Below are 21,562 nucleotides of genomic sequence, written 5' to 3' on the forward strand. Positions count from 1 at the left end.
GAACGTTGAACCCTCTTCACCTGGCGGCCCGCCATGGCCCTTATGTTCTGGTCATGGGACTGGTCGCCGGGTTGTTGTTGCCCGGGCTGGCAGAGCCGATGCGCGCCTTGCTGCCTCCGCTGGTCGCGTTGTTGCTGTTTCTAACAGTTCTACGCATCGATCCAGTGCTGCTTGTCGGTTCTTTGATGGACTTGCGGCAAGTGACAAAGACCGTGGCAGTGTTTCAACTTGCTCTTCCGTTGACGCTCGTCGGGATTGGTTTGAAGGGCGGTTGGACGGGCTCGCCGGTCTTTCTGTCTTTGCTCATCATGGCGTCGGCACCTTCGATAGCAGGCAGTGCCAACATGTGCCTGATGATGGGGCACCCGGCGGAGTTTGCTCTGCGCTTGATGGTGATCGGCACTGCTGTTTTGCCGCTGACTGTGTTTCCCATATTCCTGTTGATGCCCGAACTGGGGGACATTCAATCCGTGTTGGCGGCGGTGCTGCGATTGTTTTTGACCATTGCCGTTTCAACTGTTGCGGCAGTTCTGGTGCGGCGGGTCTTTTTGCGGACGCCGTCAGAAACGGCTCTTAAGAACCTGGAAGGTTTGGCGACGATTACTTTTGCGGTTTTTGTGATCGGCCTCATGCCCACATTGGCGGCAACAGCGCTGGCCAATACCGCCGTCGCACTGTTTTGGGTGATCTTTGCTTGTCTGGTGAATTTTGGAGCGCAATTGGTTGCTTTTTTTGTGACGCGTAACCGAATGACCGCGGACAAGGTCACGGCCGTATCGGTCATCGCTGGAAACCGAAATGTCGCGATCTTCTTTTTGGCATTGCCGGCCGAGGTCACCGCGCCTGTATTGGTTTTCATAAGTGCATATCAAATACCAATGTACCTGACGCCAATGGTCATGCGGCGGGTGCACCAAGGGCGGCAGTAGGCCAATCAGGCTGGTAGCCGATTGCAAATCATGAAAATCTGCACAACTCGGGCAGGGGAATTGCGCATTCTCTCGCGATCCTGCGGGCATGAAGAAACCTGTCACAGACTCTCTGGCTTGGATGGCGCTGGCATTGGCGTCGGTGATCCTTGCCGCCCAGCCCTTGCAGTGGCTTGTCCAAAGCTGGGTTAGTCCAGCTTATGGGTCATACGGATACCTCTATGTTCTGCTGATCCTCGCGCTGGCCGGCGCAAGTATTCTCAGCGGTCCGGCAACCGAAAAAGGTGCCAACGCTCCGGTTCTTGCTCTGCTTTTTGGCGCAGCTTTGACCCGATTGATGGGTCAGGTGCTGGCCATTAATATCCTGAGCGCACTTGCTCTTGCCGTGGATGTCTTTGCTTTGGTGCGCCTCCTGCGGCTCGATCGGCGCCCCTTTGCCCTGTCGCCATTTTGGATGGCAGCCTTGTTCCTGTTCGCGTTGCCGACCGAAGTGATCTTGCAACGGACGCTGGGATTTCCCTTGCAGATGGTGTCGGCAGATATCTCGTGTCGGATGCTGGGTCTGTTGTTCCCCAGCGTGATCTGCGAAGGCGTCCGAGTTACGCTGGAAAATCAGGATATCCTGGTGGATCTGCCTTGTTCAGGCGCGTCAGGGTTGCTGCTGGCAACGGCCTTTGTCGTGGTTCAGAACGCTATCATGCGCCCACACATGATGACGGCTATCCTGAGCGTTGTGGCTATGGCCGGATGCGCTGTGATCGGAAACAGCCTGCGCATCTCGTTCCTGGCGGTTGGTTTGGTTAACCAGTTCGACGTGATGGCAGAGCCGTGGCATTCGCTGATTGGCCTGGTGTCATTGGGTTTGACCGTGCTGCCGTTTGCCTGGTTCTACCGCCCGGTAAGCGTAAAAAAACTTCAAACACAACGCCTTGCACCCGCTCGATTGTCTCTGCCGGTTGCCGTGATCTGTTTGCTGGCCAGTTTCACAATCGTTTCGCTGAAACCCGAACCGGTAGATGTGTCCGGCGTGGTTCAGCTTCCGGCAATGCCCGGGCAGATCCATGGTTACAGGGCGCAGAACGTACCGCTGACTCCGCTGGAGGCCACGTATTTCGAAACCTACGGCGGACAGGCGCAAAAGGCGCAATTCGGTCCACTTGGATTGAACGTTGTCAGCACCCGCGCACCTTTGCGGCATCTGCACGCGCCGGAAATCTGTCTGCGCGGGTTGGGTTACAAGGTCCGGTTTCTTGGCACCCGGTACGATGGTGCCCCCACCGCCTATTACCAGGCTATCGGCCCGGCCGGAGACCGCTGGCGCGTTGCGGTCAGTTACGTGTCAGAGGACGGACATGTCACCCCCAGCGTAGGCGAAGCGATCTGGCACTGGATGGCCGGATCGGGCGGCACCTGGAGCAGCGTTCAAAGGATCACGCCCTGGCAGCTTGACCCAAAGACGGGTGCAGCGTTGGAGGCTGCCGCATTGGCTTCTCTTGATATTCAACTCATCGAAGGAACGGACATATGATACGATACTTTGCCTGCCTAACGGTTCTGGCGGTGCCAGGGATTTGGGCGCAAGGCGTTTTTGCCCAAACCGTTGAGGACTTAGCGGGACGCGTTGTCGGTTCGACCACCGCAGGGCCTGTGGACATGCCGCTGCTGAAATCGGACCTCAAGGTTGATATTCAGGGGGATATGGCCACGGTTCAGGTGCGGCAGGTCTTTGCCAATCCCTCGGATTTGCCCATGTCGGCAGAGTACCTGTTTCCGCTTAATCAAAACGCTGCGGTCTATGCGATGGAGATGCAGGTTGGAGAAGAGGTCGTAGCGGCGCAAATCCAGCGCAAAGCCGAGGCCGAGCAGACATTCAAATACGCTGAGCAGGAGGGCAAAGCAGCGGCGCTGCTGACACAGCATCGCCCCAATATGTTCACACAGAACATTGCTAACCTCATGCCGGGGCGCCCGATTTCGGTCACGCTCAATTATGTGCAGCCTGTTCCTAAGATCGATGGCGCGTATGAACTGGTGCTGCCCCTTGTTGTTGGCCCGCGCTACCAGGGAACTGCTGAACAAAGCGATCCCGGCGATCCGGTTTTGGCTGAATTTGCCGCCGATGACGCGCAGCACGAGACAACGCAAGCGGGCAGTTGGCTTGTGTCTGGGCTACCCGAGTATCCACCCGTTTCCGGCCTGACCATCCCGGACATGATCGATCCTGAACGCGTCTCACTTGATCTGTCTCTCGAAGCCGCTGTGCCGATTTCGAGTCTCACGAGTGCGACGCATAAGCTGAATGTTACTGAAAACGATGGTTCGATTGAGGCTGGCTTAGCGGCCGGTCGCGTGATTGACAATCGGGATATCATCCTGCGCTATGAGCTTGGGGCAGAGGATACGACCGCCGGCATCCTTTCGCATTATGACGACCGGGGCGGGTTTGTGTCCTTGATGATCGAACCGCCGGAACTGCCCGAGGCGGATCAGATTGCCGCCCGTGAGCTGGTCTTTGTTCTGGATACGTCTGGGTCCATGAGCGGTGCGCCATTGGAGGCAAGCAAGCAGTTCATGAATGCCGCGCTGCAAGGTCTCCGTCCTGAGGATTATTTTCGCGTCATTCGGTTCTCGTCCGAGGCGTCCGAGTTTGCGACCGAAGCGGTGCCTGCAACGCGCCGGAACATTGCCGCCGGTCTGCGCTTTGTGCGCAGCCTCAGGGCACGGGGCGGCACCGAGGTTGACAATGCCATGCGGCACGCCTTTGCGACCCGACAACCTGCCGACATGCTGCGGATCGTTGTATTTCTCAGCGATGGTTACATCGGCAACGAGGCGCGTGTGCTGCATAGAATCCGCCGACAAATTGGCGACGCACGCATCTACGCCTTTGGCGTCGGGACGTCTGTAAACCGCTATCTTCTGGATGCCATGGCAGATGAGGGTCGCGGGTATGCGCGCTATGTGGACCCGACCGAGGACGCCTCGGAAGTGGCCGAAACGCTGGCTCGGGATCTGAAGTCGCCGGTTCTAACGGATATCTCAGTTGATTGGGGTGACTTGAATGTCACTGATGTCGTCCCCGAGCGTATACCCGACCTTTTTGAGGGCGGCTCGGTTCGTGTTCTGGCGCGCTATGAAAGTGGGGGTTCAGCGGATGTTCAGATCAATGGGCTGGTTCAGGGTCGCAAAGCCAACTTGCCTTTGAAGCTGGACTTGCCGACTGTGCCCACCGACGAGAGCATAGCATTGCGCAGCGCAGCGCTTCCGCTGACTTGGGCACGTAAGAAAATCGCGGATCTAGACCGAGCCATCGCAGTCCAGGATGGTGACGAGCGGCAGTTGGAAGACCGCATCGCTGATTTGGGTCTGCGGTTCAATCTTCAGACCCGCTACACCTCATTCGTGGCGGTCTCCAAAGCGGTTGTGAATGATAGCGGCATGCTGGCCGCACAAACTGCAGTGCCGCTACCGCAGGTGGCCGGTATCAGCGCACATGCCTATCCAAATACCGGGTTCAGCGGATCATCCACACCGGAACCCCAGACCCTTTTCGGGATCATCACCCTGATGGCCTTGGGGGCCTTGCGCCTGTCTCGCATACGGAGGAAAGCAGCATGAGGCGTGTCCCTTACAAATTGTGTACAGACGCTTGGTGGCTGGATGGAGTCATCACATGGCGGGCACCGATGTGCCCCGACAGGGCGAACCCCTCACTTGACCGCGCCAGCGGCGGTGTGATCTGTGATCGAAACACGCAAGCAAAACCGACGGCAAAAGACCATGGCAAACCAAATCCTGATTGCAGATGACGATGCCCGTATTCGTGATGTCGTGCGCTTCGCGCTTGAGGATTCCGGCTTCACAACAGTCGAAGCGGCGACCGGTCTTGAGGCGCTGGATCGGTTTAGCGAGGTTGCCGCCGACCTGATCGTTCTGGACATTGGAATGCCAGACATGGACGGGTTGGAGGCATGCCGGGAAATCCGCCGGGCCTCAGACGTCCCGATCCTGTTTCTGACCGCGCGGGATGAAGAAATAGATCGCATTCTGGGTTTTCAGCTTGGGGGTGACGATTACGTTACAAAGCCCTTCAGCCCGCGCGAACTGGTTCTTCGCATCCGCGCGATCCTTGCCCGATCGACTACATCGGCACAGGCTGAACGAGCTATCGTTTTCGATGATCTGCGACTGGACGAAACCGCCCATCGTTGCACCCTTGCCGAAGTTGAGCTTCAATTGACGGGGATCGAATTCTCGGTCCTGGCGACACTTGCAAAATCACCGGACCGCGTTTTCTCAAGGTCCCAGCTGATCGAACAGGTTTACGGGCAGAATACGTACTTGTCGGGCCGAACGGTTGACAGTCACATCCGGAATATTCGCCAAAAGGCGCGGTCTGCTGGGTATGCGGATTTGATCCAGACGGTGCACGGCGTTGGGGTCAAGCTGGGTGTTTGCCGGTGTTGAAGGTCACGCAGAAATGGCGGCCATCGCTGGCGTTGGTGATCTCTTTGGTCTGTTGCGCGCTGGTTGCGCTACCCGTCATTGGCGTTCTGGGCGCGCGGTTGTCCAGTAATCAGTTCGCCCGCGAAACAGAGCGTAGTTTGCTAGCGCAGGCAGCCATCTTTGCCGAGATTTACGCTGCCGCTTTCGCCCAACAGCAGCCGTCGCCAGAATTCGGGCATCCATTGGGCCCTGATCAGATTGAGCGGCTCGCTCAGGATTTTCATCCTGTTCCACCCCGTCTGGATTTGTTTCGAGGGCAAGTTCTGCCCGCGCGTTCCGACCCTGTCGAAACGGGTGCGGAATTGGGTGCACCCTACGCGACAATTGCGGAAGACTTGTCTCAGTTGGCAAAGTCGGCGCGGAAAACGACGCTGTCGGGATATCTGTTTCTGGATCATTCCGGCCAGATCATTGCCAGCAGCGGACAGGTCACCGGGACTTTGGGTGACGTCCCCGAAGTGATAAAGGCGCTGCAGGGTGAGACTGTGACGCTGCTGCGCTATCGCGATGATCAGACCAACCGGCATCTCTTGAATTCTATCAGCCGCGATACGTCCTATCGCGTGTTCGTTGCGCATCCCGTTGTTGTCGGCGACCGGGTTGTCGGAGCGGTTTATCTGTCGCGTACACCCATGGACCTGCGCAAATTCCTGTTTCAAGAGCGCTATACGCTGGGATCAGTGGCCGCGTTCATGGTGCTCTCGGCGGCGCTGGTCGGTTTTTTGATGTGGCGATTGATCTCCAAGCCCATCCGCGACCTCAGTGCCCAAAGTCGGGATGTAGCAACGGGGCTGAAACCAGTGCCGGACCCGGTCCGCCATTATGGTGTGCGTGAGCTTGCCGATCTGGGGAACAACGTTGTGTCAATGGCATCCACCCTGTCGGACCGATCTGCGGCGATTGAGACTTACACGAACCACGTCACGCATGAATTGAAATCCCCGGTTACGGCCATTCTGGGCGCGGCGGAGCTACTGGCTGATGCAGGCGACGATATGTCGGGGGATCGGCACAAGAAGCTGGTCAGTAATATCCAGGAAGAGAGCCTGCGCATGAACGCGCTGTTGGAGCGACTGCGTGAACTGGCGCGTGCTTCGGCGCAGTCCGGCCCGGAGCAGTCTTCGCTCGCAGAGAGTGTGGCGATCACGACCGGTGAGTTTGGGGATTTGATCGTTAATTTGAACACCGACGCGGATGTGACGCTACCGCTGTCGCCTGACCAAAGTCAGATCGTGCTGCACCACCTGTTGCAGAACGCGCAGCAGAATTCCGCCACAAAAATCGATTTCACTTACGATTCCACTTCTGACAGCCTAACTGTTCAGGACAATGGGAACGGAATTTCTGCTCGGAACCATGACCGGATTATCCAACCGTTCTTTACCACGCGCCGAGATGCGGGGGGCACGGGCATGGGGTTAGCCATTGTTGCAGCAGTGCTAGAGCAGGTGGGCGCGAGCATTCGCGCGGAACCTGTCGAAAGCGGCGCGCTATTCCGATTGACGTTTGGAAGGGCAAGCGACGCGTCCTGACGCGAGGGCGTTTGCTTGCGCCTAATAGGCTTGAACCGGGCGCGGCGGAGGTCGCCGCGCCCGATAGTATGTTAGAAATGGACCGAGCGCGAGGTCGCAGGAACCTGCACCGGGGGCGCGAATTTGGTCAGGTCGATGCCGTCGACCGCAACCTTATATTCTTCAAGCGTGGGGGTCCGGCCCAGGATCGCCGACAGAACGACAACCGGGGTCGAGCCCAGCAAGGATTCACCCTTTTTCGTCTCGCTATCTGCCACAACACGGCCCTGGAACAGGCGGGTCGACGTGGCCAGAACCGTGTCGCCCTTGGCGGCCTTTTCCTGGTTGCCCATACACAGGTTGCAACCCGGACGCTCGAGGTAGAGGATGTTCTCATACTCTGTCCGCGCGGTCTGTTTTGGGAACAGATCATCGAACTCGAAGCCCGAGTATTTCTGCAGGATAGCCCAGTCGCCTTCTTCTTTCAGCTCGTCAACGATGTTGTAGGTCGGTGCAGCGACGACCAGCGGAGCCTTGAATTCGACCTTGCCATACTCCTCTTCGAGGTTGCGCAACATCTGGGCCACGATCTTGATGTCGCCCTTGTGCACCATGCAGGATCCAACAAAGCCCAAATCGACCTTCTTTTCCGCACCGTAGTAAGAAATCGGGCGGATGGTGTCATGGGTATAGCGTTTCGACACATCGGCGTTGTTGACATCCGGGTCGGCGATCATCGGCTCGACGATCTGATCCAGATCCACAACGACCTCGGCAAAGTATTTGGCGTTGTCGTCTGGGCGCAGGGCAGGTTTCTCACCCGAGCGGATTTCAGCGATGCGCTTGTCAGCAATGTCGATCAGCCCCTGCAGCATCTGAACATCGTTATCCATGCCTTTTTTGATCATGATCTGGATACGCGACTTGGCGATTTCCAGCGATTCAATCAGCGTGTCGTCGTTCGAGATACAGATCGACGCCTTGGCCTTCATCTCGGCTGTCCAGTCGGTGAAGGTAAAGGCCTGGTCCGCCAGCAGCGTGCCGATATGAACCTCGATGATCCGGCCTTGGAACACGTTGTCGCCGTGTTGGGCCAACATCTGAGCCTGCGTCGCGTGCACTACGTCGCGGAAGTCCATGTGTGGCGCCATTTCACCCTTGAAGGTCACCTTGACGGATTCCGGGATCGGCATTGTTGCCTCGCCCGTTGCCAGAGCCAATGCGACGGTGCCCGAGTCAGCACCGAATGCCACGCCCTTGGACATACGCGTATGGCTGTCCCCGCCAATGATGATGGCCCAATCGTCGACCGTGATGTCATTCAGCACTTTGTGAATAACGTCGGTCATCGAGTGGTACACGCCCTTGGGGTCGCGGGCCGTGATAAGGCCGAACTTGTGCATGAATGCCATCAGGCGTGGCGTGTTGGCCTGAGCCTTTTTGTCCCAAACCGAAGCCGTATGACAGCCGGACTGATATGCACCGTCAACGCTGGGCGACAGAACGGTGGCAGCCATAGCCTCAAGCTCTTGGCTGGTCATCAGGCCGGTGGTGTCTTGCGAGCCGACAATGTTGACTTTGACCCGCACGTCCGAACCGGAATGCAGGGTTTTGCCGGGCGTCGCTCCACGAGCGTTGGCGTTGAAGATTTTCTCAACCGCGGTCAGCCCCTGACCCTCGTGGCTGATTTCTTTCGATGGGGCAAAGGCGGATTTGAGCTCGACACCCAGTGTCTCACACGCGAATGTCTGCAGCTTCTTGCCGAAGACGATGGCATAGGACCCGCCTGCCTTCATGAACTCCATCTTTTGCGGCGTGAAGGACCCGGCCATATCGACCAGTTCTTCACTTCCATCTGCACTGTAGAGTATTTTCTCTTTCGTGTTGATGGTCAGAACGGTGCCGGTTTCGACCGAATAGCGTTGTTCGAGGATCGGGTTGCCATCGTTGTTGAGGATCGGCTTACCGTCCTCATCCGTTTTCTTGACCCAGTTTTTCAGGTCGACACCAATCCCGCCTGTCACGCCAACGGTGGTCAGGAAGATAGGTGAGATACCGTTGGTGCCGGCGACGACGGGCGCGATGTTGACGAAAGGCACATAGGGGCTGGCCTGTTTGCCAGTCCAAAGCGCCACGTTGTTCACACCTGACATCCGGGATGAGCCAACACCCATGGTGCCTTTTTCGGCGACCAGCATCACGCGTTTGTCCGGGTGTTGAAGCTTGAGCGCTTCAATCTCTTTCTGCGCGGCTTCCGAGATCAGGCATTTGCCGTGCAGTTCACGGTCAGAACGCGAGTGCGCCTGATTGCCCGGTGACAAAAGGTCGGTCGAGATGTCGCCTTCGGCAGCGATATAGGTGACGACTTTGATCTCTTCGTCCACCTCGGGCAGCTTGGTGAAGAATTCCGCGTTGGAATAGCTTTCAAGAACGTCTGTGGCGACGGCGTTACCTGCCTCGTAGGCTGCTTTCAGACGGTCCGTGTCGGCTTCGTACAGGAACACCTGCGTTTTCAGAACCTCGCCTGCCTGAGCAGCAAGATCCTGCTGATCACCCAGGGCGACATCAAGCAGAACCTCGACCGAAGGACCGCCTTTCATGTGCGACAACAACTCGAACGCAAATTCCGGCGTGATTTCGTTGACGATTTCGTCGCCAAGAATGATCGATTTCAGGAACTGGGCCTTTTCACCTGCTGCGCTGGTTGTACCGGGCAGCGTGTTGTAGATCAGGTAGTGCAGCGAATCCGCCCGGTGCGGATGATCGGCGTCTTTGATTTGCTCGATGATTTCCTTCAGCAGCGCAGCATCGTCAATGGGTTTTGGGCTAAGCCCTTGTTCTTTCCGCGCTTCGATTTCATCCAAGTAGTCTGAATACTGGCTCATGGCTGTTTCCGCTTTGTATGTGTCATCGGGTGTGGTGAGGCGGGGGCCAACCACCACGGTCAAGATTTGTATACACCGGTATACATTTCCTGCTGCGGTTTCAAGACACCGGTTCTTTAAAAATGCGGAAATCGCGGTCTTTGGTCGGTCTATCGTGGGGTTTAGGACCCGAACGTTTCAAAGTGAATTTGACTTTTTGGCACACCTGCTGCTTCGAGCCCTGATTTTAGCTCAGTTACGAAACCGGCGGGCCCGCATAACAAATACTGGGCACCATCGCCTGCGTTCAGCGCCAACAATTCATTTACGGTGATCCGCCCTTCGGCATCGAAATCCCGGCCCAATTGATCGGTACGGACCGGGGCGCTGTAGTAGACACGCTTTGCCGCGTTGCGGTTTGCCGCGATCACTTGGTTAACTTCGTTGCGAAGGGCGTGATGGTGACCGTTGCGTGCGCCGTGAACAAACCAAACTGGACGGTCACCATTTTTCTGAACGCTATGGTGCAGCATAGCCACCATCGGAGTCAGACCAACACCTGCGCTGACCAGAACCAAGGGGCTGTTGCCTAAAGGGATCAGGAAGTCACCGGCTGGGGGGCGGGCCTCTATAACATCACCCACGTCGATCTTGTCGTGAAGGAATGCGGAGGCCACGCCTTTGGGTTCTCGCTTGACGGTGATCCGATAGTGCTCATCTCCTGGATTGCTCGACAGCGAATATGTTCGCCGCACTTTTGTTTTTTGTTCCGGTATTTCGAGAGCGATGGGCAGATGCTGGCCAGCTTGAAAAGAGGCCAAGACGTGTCCCTTCGCAGGTGCAAGGTGGAATGAGGTTATGCCTTCGGCTTCGTTGACCTTGTCCGTAACCACAAGCCTCGTCGATGGCGTCGGTTGAGCGGACCATCGCAGCGACAGTGCCTCGGGACGCTCGATCACGGCATCAACTTGGACGTCGATCATGCGCAGGATGTTTGGATCGCGTGCCTCTGCCGGGGTCCAGTCGATCTCGGCGCGGCCTGTCAAATGCAGTAACCCGCCACTTGCGAAATCGACAAACAGCAACCCGATGCGCGGATCCTGCAAAAGGTTTCCAATCGTGTTGAAGAAGTTGTTGCCTGAATAGTCAGGAATCCGCAGCCGATTGGGGCCGATCACGCGGACGAAACCGGGCTCGCCCCCGCGGTGCGAGGCGTCAAACCCGTTGGAGGCGTCTTCTTGCGGGCCATGACGCCCGGAGCCGATGAACAAGGTATCTGCCTGGGTTATGTGTGCAATCTGCGTCGGACTGAGGTGGTCCGACAAAACGGGTTCTGCATCCCCATTGCGCGCGACACGCCACCAGTCGCGTTCGTTTATATATTGCGGGCAGTTTCCGAAGGTTTGCCGGATGTCGATGGCAAACCCGCTATCGGTCCGACGGGTCCGACCGCTCAATCTGTTGCGGCGGCGTGTGGCCAGTTCAATGCCGACGATGCCAACATCGGCACCATTGCAAAAGGTCTGCGCCAGTGGGTCCGAGGGGTCAAGCTGAGTGCTCAGCTCCAGCTTGCGGGGATCGGGCGAGTGAACAAATCCGTCAGGGCCTTCGATGATCGTGGCCCAAACGCGCCCCTCGGCATCACCGGAGGCGGCAACAAGGAATGGCTGTGCCTCATAGAAGTTCCGATGCTGGTCAGGCATGAAATCTCGAATAAACGGGGCGGCCTGCTTTGCGATATGGCCTGCCCCTGCGCGCTGCTGCGCCGCCAATTCGCCTGCGTGAAACGGAGTATCTGCGTAGGACATGATGTTTCCTTTCCATGCAGGCTGTGTGTTGGCTGTTCAGGCAACGAGACCGGCGGCTGTGGCGGGCATCGGTTCGAACCCGTCCAAGGCCTCGAACCGCGCGATCCATGCGCGAACGTTGGGGTATGGGTCGAGCGAGACGTTCCCCTCGGGTGCATGGGCGGTGTAGGAATAGGCGGCAACGTCCGCGATGGTCGGCCGATCACCAACCAGCCAATCCCGGCCATCCAGTCCCTTTTCCAGCTTCTGCAGGGCTTTGGTCGCTGTTGCGGCTGCGAAGTCTGCATCCAGCGGAGCACCAAAGACAGTGATCAGCCTTGCCGCGCAGGAACCAAAAGCGATTTCACCCGCTGCAAGGGTTAGCCAGCGCTGCATCGCGGCCTCATCCACCGCGTCGGTGGGTATCCAATCCGGGGCGTATGTCCGCGCAAGATAGACAAGGATCGCATTGGAATCTGACACCACTACATCACCGTCTTCCAGAACCGGCACCTGGCCATCGGGGTTCATCGCCAGAAACTCGGGCGATTTATGCGCACCTGCGGCCAGATCGACGAAAACGGCCTCGTGGGCGATCCCGGCCAGTTTAGCGAACACCAACGCGCGGTGCGCATGGCCGGACAGCGGAAAGTGGTGGATACGAACTGCATTGGCCATTTAAAGGCTCCTGTCTTGATCAACTTGATGTCTTGGGGAATAAGTAGCGCTTGCCTATTCAGATGATAATCGCCACTTTGAGCGAAAGATTAAGCCCTGAAAGGGCGCAAAGTTTATGGATAAAATCGATCGCATGCGCGCCTTTGCTTTGGTGGCAAAGAACGCCTCATTCACTCTGGCGGCTCAACGGCTGGGCAGGTCTGCGCGTCTGGTCAGCAAATATGTGGCGGATTTGGAAGACTCGCTGGGCGTGCAGCTTTTGAACCGAACCACGCGCAGCGTGTCGCTGACCGAGGCCGGGGCCACCTATCTGGCCATGTGCGAGCCGTTGCTGGACGGTTTCGACGAGTTGGAAGAGACGGTTAGAAATGCCCAGCAGTCCCTGCGCGGTGTGATCCGCATTTCGGCGCCAACAGGATTTGGGTCTATACGATTGGCCCCGTCGCTTGCTGCCTTTGCCAAACAGCACCCCGAAGTAGAGATTGACTTAAAGCTGTCGGACCGCCGGGTATCTATCATTGAAGAGGGTCTAGACCTTGCTATTCGGATCGGTCCGTTGCGCGACAGCTCGCTACGTGTTCGCCAGTTGGGACCCATGCCTTTGATCGTGTGTGCCTCGCCTGACTATCTGCGGCAGGCGGGTATGCCTTCACATCCTGGGGCGCTTACACAGCATGAATGCGTTTTGGACGGCACCATGAGCGACACGGCGATATGGCGGTTCGACATCAGCGGAGAGGACGTGGCCGTCCCGGTCAAAGGACGGTTTCAGGCAAACGCTCCGGCAGCCGCAGCTCGGTTGGCAGCAGCGGGTGTGGCCGTCGCCAGATGCCCGGCCTACACAGTGGCCAGCGCGCTGGAATCCGGTGAACTGGTTGAGCTTTTCCACGAGCACCGTGTGACGCCTTTTGTCGTCGCGGCGTTATTTCCGCAAAACCGTCGTCTCACGACCCGCGTGCGCGCCTTGATCGACCACCTGGCCGCCGATGATCTGATTTGTAACGCGGGTGCATGATCCAGGTCGCTTTGTAAGCCGACCTGTATGGGCCGTGACCTAGACCTGTTCGCATTGCTTTGAATTCCATTCTGCCTTTGCGGAATACTCATTGATCAGGTCGGAAAGCTCTGGGCGACAGGAACCGCAGTTTGTTCCGGCCTGAAGGACATTCCCGAGTGCTTCCACGTCCAAAGCCTGCGCATCTTCAATAGCACGGATGATGGATTTCAGCCCCACGTCAAAGCACGAGCAGACGATTGGTCCGCGATCTTGATCGTCCGAAACAGATCGACCAGACAATATCTGGTCGAGGCCGACCTCTGGCAAAGTCGCAAGGTAGTCTCGCATAAGCGTGACAGGTTCGCGGGAGATAAACAGAGCCGCCAGAACGTGGCGACCGTCAGAAAAGGCAATGCGAAACGACCCTCGTTTTGGATCTTCGACTGAGGTGCACGCAACGTCTGACAACCCGAACCAGTCTCGGGCGGTGCTTTCCCAGTCTTCGACGGGCCGATACCCGGCCAGTTCGGTCCGGTAGCCTTTGTCAGTTTTGACGGTTGCCCAGTAGTCAGCTTTTGGAACGGTTGCGCTAGAAGACACCGCAAACCCGTACCAAGCTGCTTTCATAGGCCGAATAGACACGGCTGTTGCCTTGCTTTCTGGCTGGCCAGAGATCGGGTCGGTCACGCTGGGCACCAACACGTCCACACGCGCGGAAGGGGCGGTCTCGCCTGTCCAATGGATGGGTGCAAAGGCCTGACCAGGTGCGACGGCGTCTGTGATGCGAAGCCGGAAGATGCCTTGTCCGACTGAACTTTGCACCTCAACCAAATCGGCAGGATTTAGGTTCAGGCGTTCGGCGTCGTTGGGGTTCAAATCGATAAACGGTTCGGCCAGATGTGCCGACAGGCGGGGCGACAGACCAGAGCGGGTCATCGTATGCCACTGATCCCGAATGCGACCGGTGTTCAACTGGAACGGATAGTGTATTGACGGTTCCGCTTTGGGCGGTCGATGGGTCAAGGGTACGAAACGAGCTTTGCCGTCCGGATGAAAAAACCGACCGTCGCCAAAATAGCGCCCGCCGGTTTTGCCAGAGGCCACAGGCCAGCGTGTCGGCTTCAACTCTGCGTATTCTTCGTCGTCAATCTCCGACAAACCCGAAATGTCGAAGTCTTTGCCCAGTGAACCTGCGATGGAGGATAGGGCGGCGTGCTCTCGAAAGATCTCTGCTGGTGAGGCGTAGTTAAACGCGTCCTCCCATCCCATGCGACGGCCAATTTCGGCCAGAATATCCCAGTCTGCCCGCGCTTGCCCCGGAGGCTCTAAAACAGCGCGTTGTCTGCTGATTGTTCGGTCTGAATTGGTGACTGTGCCGCTTTTCTCGGCCCAACCTGCCGCTGGTAACACTACATCGGCGAGCTGTGCGGTATCTGTATGTGCGGTCAGATCACTGACAACCGTGAAAGGGCAGTTGTCTATCGCGGCTTTGACGCGGTCAGCATCAGGCATTGTGACCGCGGGATTGGTGTGAATGACCCAAAGGGCTTTGATCTGACCGTCTTCAACAGCGCGAAACAAATCGACGGCCTTCAAGCCCTGCTTTTCCGGCATGGTTGGTGCATTCCAAAAGCCTTGGACAGCGCTGCGATGGTCTTCGTTCTCAATGTCGAGGTGGCATGCCAGCATGTTGGCCAACCCGCCGACTTCCCGTCCACCCATCGCGTTGGGTTGTCCGGTGACTGAAAACGGGCCCATACCGGGCCGCCCGATCCGGCCTGTCGCCAGATGGCAGTTCAGGATCGCGTTGACCTTGTCTGTACCTCTAGAGGATTGGTTCACGCCCTGGCTGAAGATTGTCACGACACGCTTCGTTTTGATCCAGAGCTCGCAGAAAGCTTCAATCTCGGTGGTTGTCAGCCCTGTGACCGATGGATCGTCATTCTCAGCTGCGCTGATGGCCTCAGCAAAGCCAACGGTCCGCTCCAGGAAATACGGATCGCTATGCCCGCCTGCCTGAATTTTGCGAAGAAGTTGATTGAACAGGGACACGTCGCTGCCGGGATTCAGCGCCAGGTGCAGATCAGCCTGATCGCAACTGGCCGTCCGACGCGGATCTATCACGACGATCTTTGTCCCCCTTGCCTGCCGCGCGGCCAAGACACGTTGATAAAGCACCGGATGGCACCATGCGAGATTGGAGCCCACGAGTACGACCAGATCGGCCTGATCCAAATCCTCATAGGTTCCCGGAACCGTATCTGTCCCAAATGCACGTTTATGTCCTGCCACGGTTGAGGCCATGCACAGGCGAGAGTTGGTGTCGATGTTGGCTGAACCGATAAAGCCCTTCATCAGCTTGTTTGCGACGTAGTAATCCTCGGTCAGCAATTGGCCGGAGACATAGAATCCGATGCTGTCCGGTCCATGCGCCTTGATGGCGGCCGAAAATTGATCGGCGACCATTTTTAGTGCTTCGTCCCAATTTACATCGTGACCAAATGCGCGTGGGGCGAGCAAGCGGTGGTCCAGACCGACCGTGTCACCCAGAGCCATGCCTTTCGAGCATAAGCGCCCGTGGTTCGCCGGGTGGTCCGGGTCACCACGAACCGCCAACCCTCCAACACCGTCCGGGCGCAGAAGGACGCCGCAGCCAACACCGCAATAGGCGCAGGTCGAACGAACTTCGGGCAGGCTGGTGCCGTCCATCAGGCTGCGCTCCGTTGGGCAACTGCGCTGTCGTCGAGCAGAATACGACCACCTTCGAGGCGCACCGGATACGTGGTGATCCGACCGTCATCGGCACCCTGCGCTTCGCCTGTGTTCAGGTCGAACACCCAATTGTGCAAGGGGCAGGTCACCGACTGGCCGTGGACAATACCTTCGGACAATGGGCCACCCTTGTGCGGGCAGCTGTTTGTCGCGGCATATACTTCTGCTTCGGCGGTCCGGAAGACAGCGATGCAGCCGATATGGGTTTTGACCAGACGTGCCCCGCGCAGCGGTATGTCGTCGATAGGTCCGATGTCGATCCAGCTCATTCTGCCGCCTCCAGTGTGAAATCTGCAATCGGCGCATAAGTTTGCGCCTTGTCGCGCACGTGTTCGGCCCATGGATCCTTGCGGTAGATGCTTTGCGACAGCTCAAACCGCTCGACCAAAGCAGCGCGGTTTTCAAGATCATCCACGACCTGCGCCTTTACCCAGTCCATGCCGACCTTTCCCAGCCATTTATACAATCGGTCCAGATACTTGCCGCCTTCGCGATAGGCTTGCGTCACGGCCATAACGACCTCGATGGCCTCGTCTTCGGTGAGAACCTGACAGAGCAGCTCGGTCTCTTTCACGTCCATACCTGCGGCCCCGCCGATGCTGATTTGATAGCCGGAATCCACACAAACGACGCCAATATCCTTGCATGTCGCCTCAGCACAGTTTCGAGGGCAACCCGACACGGCCAGCTTCAACTTGTGCGGTGTCCACGACCCCCACAGGATCTTCTCCAGCTTGATGCCGAGGCCGGTGCTGTCCTGCGTTCCAAACCGACAATGATCGGTGCCGACACAGGTTTTGACCGTCCGCAAACCCTTGGAATAGGCGTGACCCGAAACTAGGCCGGCCTTATTCAGGTCAGACCAGATCGAAGGAAGGTCTTCGCCCTTCACACCCAGCAGGTCGATACGCTGACCTCCCGTGACCTTGACGGTTGGCACGTCATACTTGTCGGCAGCATCAGCGATAGCGCGGAGTTCTTCTGGCGTTGTGATCCCGCCCCACATGCGCGGCACGACACTGAACGTGCCGTCTTTTTGGATATTGGCGTGCTTGCGCTCGTTCACAAACCGGCTTTGCGGGTCGTCCTGATACTCAAGCGGCCAATCGGCCAGCAAGTAGTAGTTGATCGCCGGACGGCAGACGTGGCAGCCGTTGGGTGTTTTCCAGCCGAGTTCCTGCCAGACGGCGGCCTGGCTTTTCAGTTCCTGTCCTTTGATCAGACGGCGCACATCCTCATGTGTCAGATCCGTGCACCCACAGATCGGTTGAGCAGACGGCATTTGGAAGTCGTCGCCCAACGTGACTTGTAAAACTTGCTCAACCAGCCCCGTGCATGTCCCGCAGGAGGCACTGGCCTTGGTGCTTGCGCGCACCGCGCCCAGATCGCCGGCCCCTGCATTGATCGCCTCGACAATGTCGCCCTTGCATACGCCGTTGCAGCCGCAAATCTCCGCCTCAAGCGGCAATGCTGCAACGGCTGAGAGAGGGTCCGCAGTGTCGCCCCCCTGATAGGCAGGGCCGAAGATCAGCGTCTCGCGCATCTCTTCGATGCTGGTGCCGTCTTTGATCAGCCCGAAGAACCAGCTGCCATCGGCAGTGTCGCCATACATCACGGCGCCAACCAGACGATCTTCTTCGATCACAAGCCGTTTATAGACCCCGCGCGAGGGGTCTCGGAACACAATATCCTCGCGACCCGGACCATCGGCAAAGTCACCTGCGCTGAACAGATCGCAGCCGGTGACTTTCAGTTTGGTCGAGAGGGTTTTCTGGGCGAATGCAGCGTCTTCCGCCAGCAACGACTGTGCCGCGACCTTCGCCTGATCGTAGAGCGGAGCAACAAGGCCGAAGATTTCTCCGTCATGTTCAACGCATTCGCCGACTACATAAATATCGGGGTCTGAGGTCAGCATCTGGTCGTCAACATGGATGCCCCGGCCGGTGGCGAGCCCGGCCTCTTGCGCCAGCGCCGTATTGGGGCGGATACCTACCGCCATTACCAGCAGATCACAGGGCAATTCAGTGCCGTCATCCAACAAAAGCGCGCGGACCTTACCATCCTGTCCAAGGATTTCCTTGGAGTTCGCCTGCAGGCAAATCCTGATGCCTTTGTCCTCCAGCGATTTCTTCAGCAGGTAGCCTGCTGCTTCGTCCAGCTGGCGCTCCATCAGGTGGCCCATGATGTGAACGATGGTAACGTCCACGCCGTGCGCGGCCATGCCTGCCGCTGCCTCAAGCCCCAGCAAGCCGCCACCGATCACGACAACCTTGTTGTCCGGGCCCATACCCATCATTTGCTGCGTGTCTTCCAGATCGCGATAGGCAATCACGCCGCCCAGATCATGACCGGGCAGTGGGATGATAAACGGGTTCGACCCCGTCGCAATGACAAGTTTGTCGTAGGGCACATGGCCATTCGCGCCCTCAACCACCTTCATCTCGCGGTCGATCTTTTCGACCTTTTCACCGAAACGGCAGGCTATGCCGCGCTCGGCGTACCAGGCGTCGTCATGGATGACGATCTCTTCATAGGTTTTCTCGCCCGACAAAACCGGGCTGAGCATGATGCGGTTGTAATTCCCGCGCGGTTCGGCGTTGAACAGGGTGATGTCGAACGCATCCGGCGCGGCGTCGGTCAAGTGTTCCAGCACCCGGCCCGAGGCCATGCCTGCGCCTATGACAACAAGTCTTTGCTTCATGGGTTCACTCCGCTGCAATCGCCTTGGGGGCGGGTGTTTTGGGCTTGGCGCCGTGTTCGTATTCTTCGAGGAAATCGAGGACTTCCTGCCGGTAGGCGTAGTAATCCGGGTGTTCCAACAGGGCCTTACGTGTGCGCGGACGCGGCAGGTCGACTTTGGTGATCTTGCCGATCGTCGCCTGCGGGCCGTTGGTCATCATCACCACCCGGTCGGCCAGCAGGATCGCCTCGTCCACGTCGTGGGTGACGCAGATCGCGGTGACCTTCGTGCGGGACCAAACCTCCATCAGCACTTCCTGCAACTCCCAGCGTGTCAGGCTGTCGAGCATTCCGAACGGCTCATCCAGGAGCAGCAGCTTGGGGGACAGAGCAAAGGCGCGGGCGATGCCGACGCGTTGCTTCATGCCGTTCGACAGATCAGAGGCGGATTTGTCCATCGCATCGGCCAGACCGACGCGTTCCAGATAGTATTCGACCACATCCTGCCGCTCGGCCATGCTGGCCTTGGGATAGACTTTGTCGACACCAATCGCGACGTTCTCTTTGGCGCTGAGCCATGGGAACAGGTTGGGGGATTGAAACACCACAGCGCGTTCCGGATCAGCCCCTTCGACATGGCGGCCATCCAGCTTGATCGCGCCTTTCGAGATTTCGTTCAGCCCGGCGGCCATGGTCAGAACCGTGGATTTGCCGCAGCCCGAATGGCCGATCAGAGAGATGAATTCGCCCTTGTCGATCTTCAGGTCGAAATCCTCAACCACGGTCAGCGGACCCTTGGGCGTCGGATAGACTTTGTGAAGTTGCGAGAAGTCCAGGAACCGATCTTGGATCATCCCCTTTTGCGCCTCTGCCACCGCCGTTGGGACGCCATGGATCGGCGTGACGTCGGGCAGGATGCGCGAGCCTTCGACCTTGGCCTCGATCCCCACGTCCATCAGGTACTTGGTGACGTCCGCGCGCAGGCGCTTGAAGGTCTCATCGTTGTTCATGGCCCCGCGTTCCCGAGGGCGTGGGATCGACACGCGGAACTCCTGACCCAGAGTGCCATCGGGGTTCAGGGCAATGATCCGGTCGGCGAGGATAATCGCCTCGTCCACATCGTTGGTGATCAGCACGCAGGTCTTTTTGTCGGCCTCCCAGATGTGCTCGATTTCGTCGGCCAGATTGGCGCGGGTGAGCGCGTCGAGCGCCGAAAGGGGCTCATCCAGAAGTAGAACTTCGGGGTTCATCGATAGCGCGCGCGCCACATTGACCCGCTGGCGCATCCCGCCCGACAGTTCCGCCGGACGGCGCGTGGCTGCGTGGCTGAGGCCAACCATCTTGACGTAATGCGCGACTTTCTCGGCTTTCTCGGCCTTGCTGAGGCCGGGGAAGACCGTATCAACCGCCAGACCCACATTGCCGCTGACCGTCAGCCAAGGCATTAGCGAGTAGTTCTGGAAGATCACGCCCCGTTCCGGGCCAGGGCCCTTGATCGGAGCACCTTTGAACGTGACCTCTCCACTGGTAGGCGTGTCCAGACCGGCCATCAGGTTGATCAAGGTCGTCTTACCGGTGCCCGAGAAACCTAGGATCACCAGAAACTCGCCCTCTTGCACGTCCAGATCGATGCCTTTCAGCACATCTGTGCGCGCAGTGCCCTCTCCGAAGGACTTTGAGGCGTTTTTGAAGCTCAGAATGCTCATCGCGCTCACCGGTTGTTCGTGAAGGTAAAGAGGGATTGCAGCGCGTACATCACTCGGTCCAGCAAGAAGCCGATGATGCCGATGGTGAAGACCGCGACCATGATCTTGGCGAGCGAACTTGACGAGCCGTTCTGGAACTCATCCCAGACGAATTTTCCCAGACCGGGGTTCTGCGCCAGCATCTCAGCTGCAATCAGAACCATCCAACCCACACCAAGCGACAGGCGCAGACCGGTGAAGATCAGCGGCAGGGCCGACGGCAGCACCAGCTTAGTGATCTTGGTATACGTGTTCATTTTCAGAACTTTGGAGACGTTCACCAGATCCTTGTCGATTGATGCCACACCCAAAGATGTGTTGATCAGGGTAGGCCACAACGAACACAGCGTCACGGTGATGGCCGAGATCAGGAAGGACTTGGCGAACCAGCCATCATTGGTGACGTAAACCGCTGAGACGATCATGGTCACGATGGGCAACCATGCCAGCGGAGAAACCGGTTTGAAAATCTGGATCAGTGGGTTCAGCGCAGCGTTCGCAGTCGGAGACAAACCGGCCGCGATACCCAGCGGAACTGCAATAACGGTTGCGATCAGAAAGCCGAAGAACACGGTTTTGATCGAGGTCCAGATTTGTTGGTAGTAGGTCGGAGCCCCAGTGAAGGCGACGTCTTTCACTTTTTCGGGCTGACCTGCGTCAATGAACTTCTGGTTGCGTTTCTCAACCATGGCCTCGAATTTCGCGCGCTTGGCCGCTTTTGCCTTTGCGTCCTCATTCAGACTGACCATCTCCTCCCAAACCTGAGCGGGGCCCGGGACCGCACCCAATGAGGTTTGCACTTTGGGGGCCAGCGCCGCCCACAGCAGCAGGAAGGCGCAGATCGACAGCAGTGGGACAACCAGCAGACGCCAGATCTCGGTCATCTGGGCGCGGGGGTTGTCTCCGGCGGCGGCCTTTAGGACGGGCGTCGCCCAACTGAGGCCCAGAACCTGAAACCATTTGTCGGCGGCATTGATGCGGGTGAAAAGGCGGGCGCGACGTGCCTCGCGGGCGGCGTCTGCGTTGAATTCTGGATCGACGGTTGTCATTTGATGTGTCCTTGCGATGGCGGGGCACTGTGGGGTCCGCGCCCG

Annotated in this window: 14 protein-coding genes; 6 read left to right on the top strand and 8 right to left on the bottom strand. The window is 58.0% G+C overall.

Annotation, left to right across the window (positions count from 1 at the left end; translation table 11 throughout):
• The first annotated feature begins 5 nt into the window (after positions 1-5).
• The 5 genes from ACR0MV_RS06450 (at position 6) to ACR0MV_RS06470 (ending at position 6,967) form a co-directional block, all read left to right on the top strand.
• On the top strand, positions 6-929 hold the full coding sequence (locus tag ACR0MV_RS06450; RefSeq protein WP_480701447.1) for a hypothetical protein: 924 nt from the start codon (positions 6-8) through the stop codon (positions 927-929).
• Positions 930-1,017: 88 nt separating this feature from the next.
• Positions 1,018-2,457: an exosortase T gene (gene xrtT, locus ACR0MV_RS06455; protein WP_480701449.1), complete on the top strand. Its 1,440-nt coding sequence runs from the start codon at positions 1,018-1,020 to the stop codon at positions 2,455-2,457.
• Entirely contained in the window at positions 2,454-4,547 is a 2,094-nt protein-coding gene (locus ACR0MV_RS06460) for a VIT and vWA domain-containing protein (RefSeq protein WP_480701450.1), read from the top strand. The genes xrtT and ACR0MV_RS06460 overlap by 4 nt, the downstream gene beginning before the upstream one ends.
• Before the next feature lie 162 nt (positions 4,548-4,709).
• Positions 4,710-5,396, top strand: a complete 687-nt coding sequence (locus ACR0MV_RS06465; protein WP_480701452.1) for a response regulator transcription factor — start codon at positions 4,710-4,712, stop codon at positions 5,394-5,396.
• Entirely contained in the window at positions 5,390-6,967 is a 1,578-nt protein-coding gene (locus ACR0MV_RS06470) for an ATP-binding protein (protein WP_480701453.1), read from the top strand. The genes ACR0MV_RS06465 and ACR0MV_RS06470 overlap by 7 nt, the downstream gene beginning before the upstream one ends.
• A gap of 71 nt (positions 6,968-7,038) precedes the next feature.
• On the opposite strand, the gene ACR0MV_RS06475 is transcribed toward ACR0MV_RS06470, so the two are convergent.
• From ACR0MV_RS06475 to ACR0MV_RS06485, 3 genes are all read right to left on the bottom strand, one after another.
• On the bottom strand, positions 7,039-9,831 hold the full coding sequence (locus tag ACR0MV_RS06475) for a bifunctional aconitate hydratase 2/2-methylisocitrate dehydratase (RefSeq protein WP_480701455.1): 2,793 nt from the start codon (positions 9,829-9,831) through the stop codon (positions 7,039-7,041).
• A gap of 161 nt (positions 9,832-9,992) precedes the next feature.
• Entirely contained in the window at positions 9,993-11,618 is a 1,626-nt protein-coding gene (locus ACR0MV_RS06480) for an FAD-binding oxidoreductase (protein WP_480701457.1), read from the bottom strand.
• A gap of 36 nt (positions 11,619-11,654) precedes the next feature.
• A complete protein-coding gene (locus ACR0MV_RS06485; RefSeq protein ID WP_480701459.1) occupies positions 11,655-12,275 on the bottom strand; it encodes a glutathione S-transferase family protein in 621 nt (206 codons plus the stop codon).
• 115 nt (positions 12,276-12,390) lie between these two features.
• On the opposite strand from ACR0MV_RS06485, the gene ACR0MV_RS06490 reads away from it, so the two are divergent.
• Positions 12,391-13,290: a LysR family transcriptional regulator gene (locus ACR0MV_RS06490; RefSeq protein ID WP_480701461.1), complete on the top strand. Its 900-nt coding sequence runs from the start codon at positions 12,391-12,393 to the stop codon at positions 13,288-13,290.
• Between the two features lie 39 nt (positions 13,291-13,329).
• Here the strand turns inward: ACR0MV_RS06490 and ACR0MV_RS06495 are convergent, their stop codons facing one another.
• From ACR0MV_RS06495 to ACR0MV_RS06515, 5 genes are read right to left on the bottom strand one after another with little or no spacing between them, the layout of a single operon-like run.
• Complete coding sequence (locus ACR0MV_RS06495; protein ID WP_480701462.1) at positions 13,330-15,981, bottom strand: molybdopterin-dependent oxidoreductase; 2,652 nt, start codon at positions 15,979-15,981, stop codon at positions 13,330-13,332.
• Complete coding sequence (gene nirD / locus ACR0MV_RS06500) at positions 15,981-16,313, bottom strand: nitrite reductase small subunit NirD (protein WP_475206780.1); 333 nt, start codon at positions 16,311-16,313, stop codon at positions 15,981-15,983. Before nirD ends, ACR0MV_RS06495 begins: the two co-directional genes overlap by 1 nt.
• The gene (gene nirB, locus ACR0MV_RS06505; protein WP_480701464.1) at positions 16,310-18,745 is read right to left on the bottom strand and encodes a nitrite reductase large subunit NirB; all 2,436 of its coding nucleotides are present in this window, start codon (positions 18,743-18,745) and stop codon (positions 16,310-16,312) included. Before nirB ends, nirD begins: the two co-directional genes overlap by 4 nt.
• Before the next feature lie 4 nt (positions 18,746-18,749).
• Positions 18,750-20,429 carry an ABC transporter ATP-binding protein gene (locus ACR0MV_RS06510; RefSeq protein WP_480701466.1) on the bottom strand — a complete coding sequence of 560 codons (1,680 nt, stop codon included), beginning with the start codon at positions 20,427-20,429 and terminating at the stop codon, positions 18,750-18,752.
• A gap of 5 nt (positions 20,430-20,434) precedes the next feature.
• Complete coding sequence (locus tag ACR0MV_RS06515) at positions 20,435-21,517, bottom strand: ABC transporter permease (RefSeq protein ID WP_480701468.1); 1,083 nt, start codon at positions 21,515-21,517, stop codon at positions 20,435-20,437.
• Between the last annotated feature and the right edge of the window lie 45 nt (positions 21,518-21,562).

The sequence above is a fragment of the Ruegeria sp. BC3 genome, assembly GCF_056539265.1.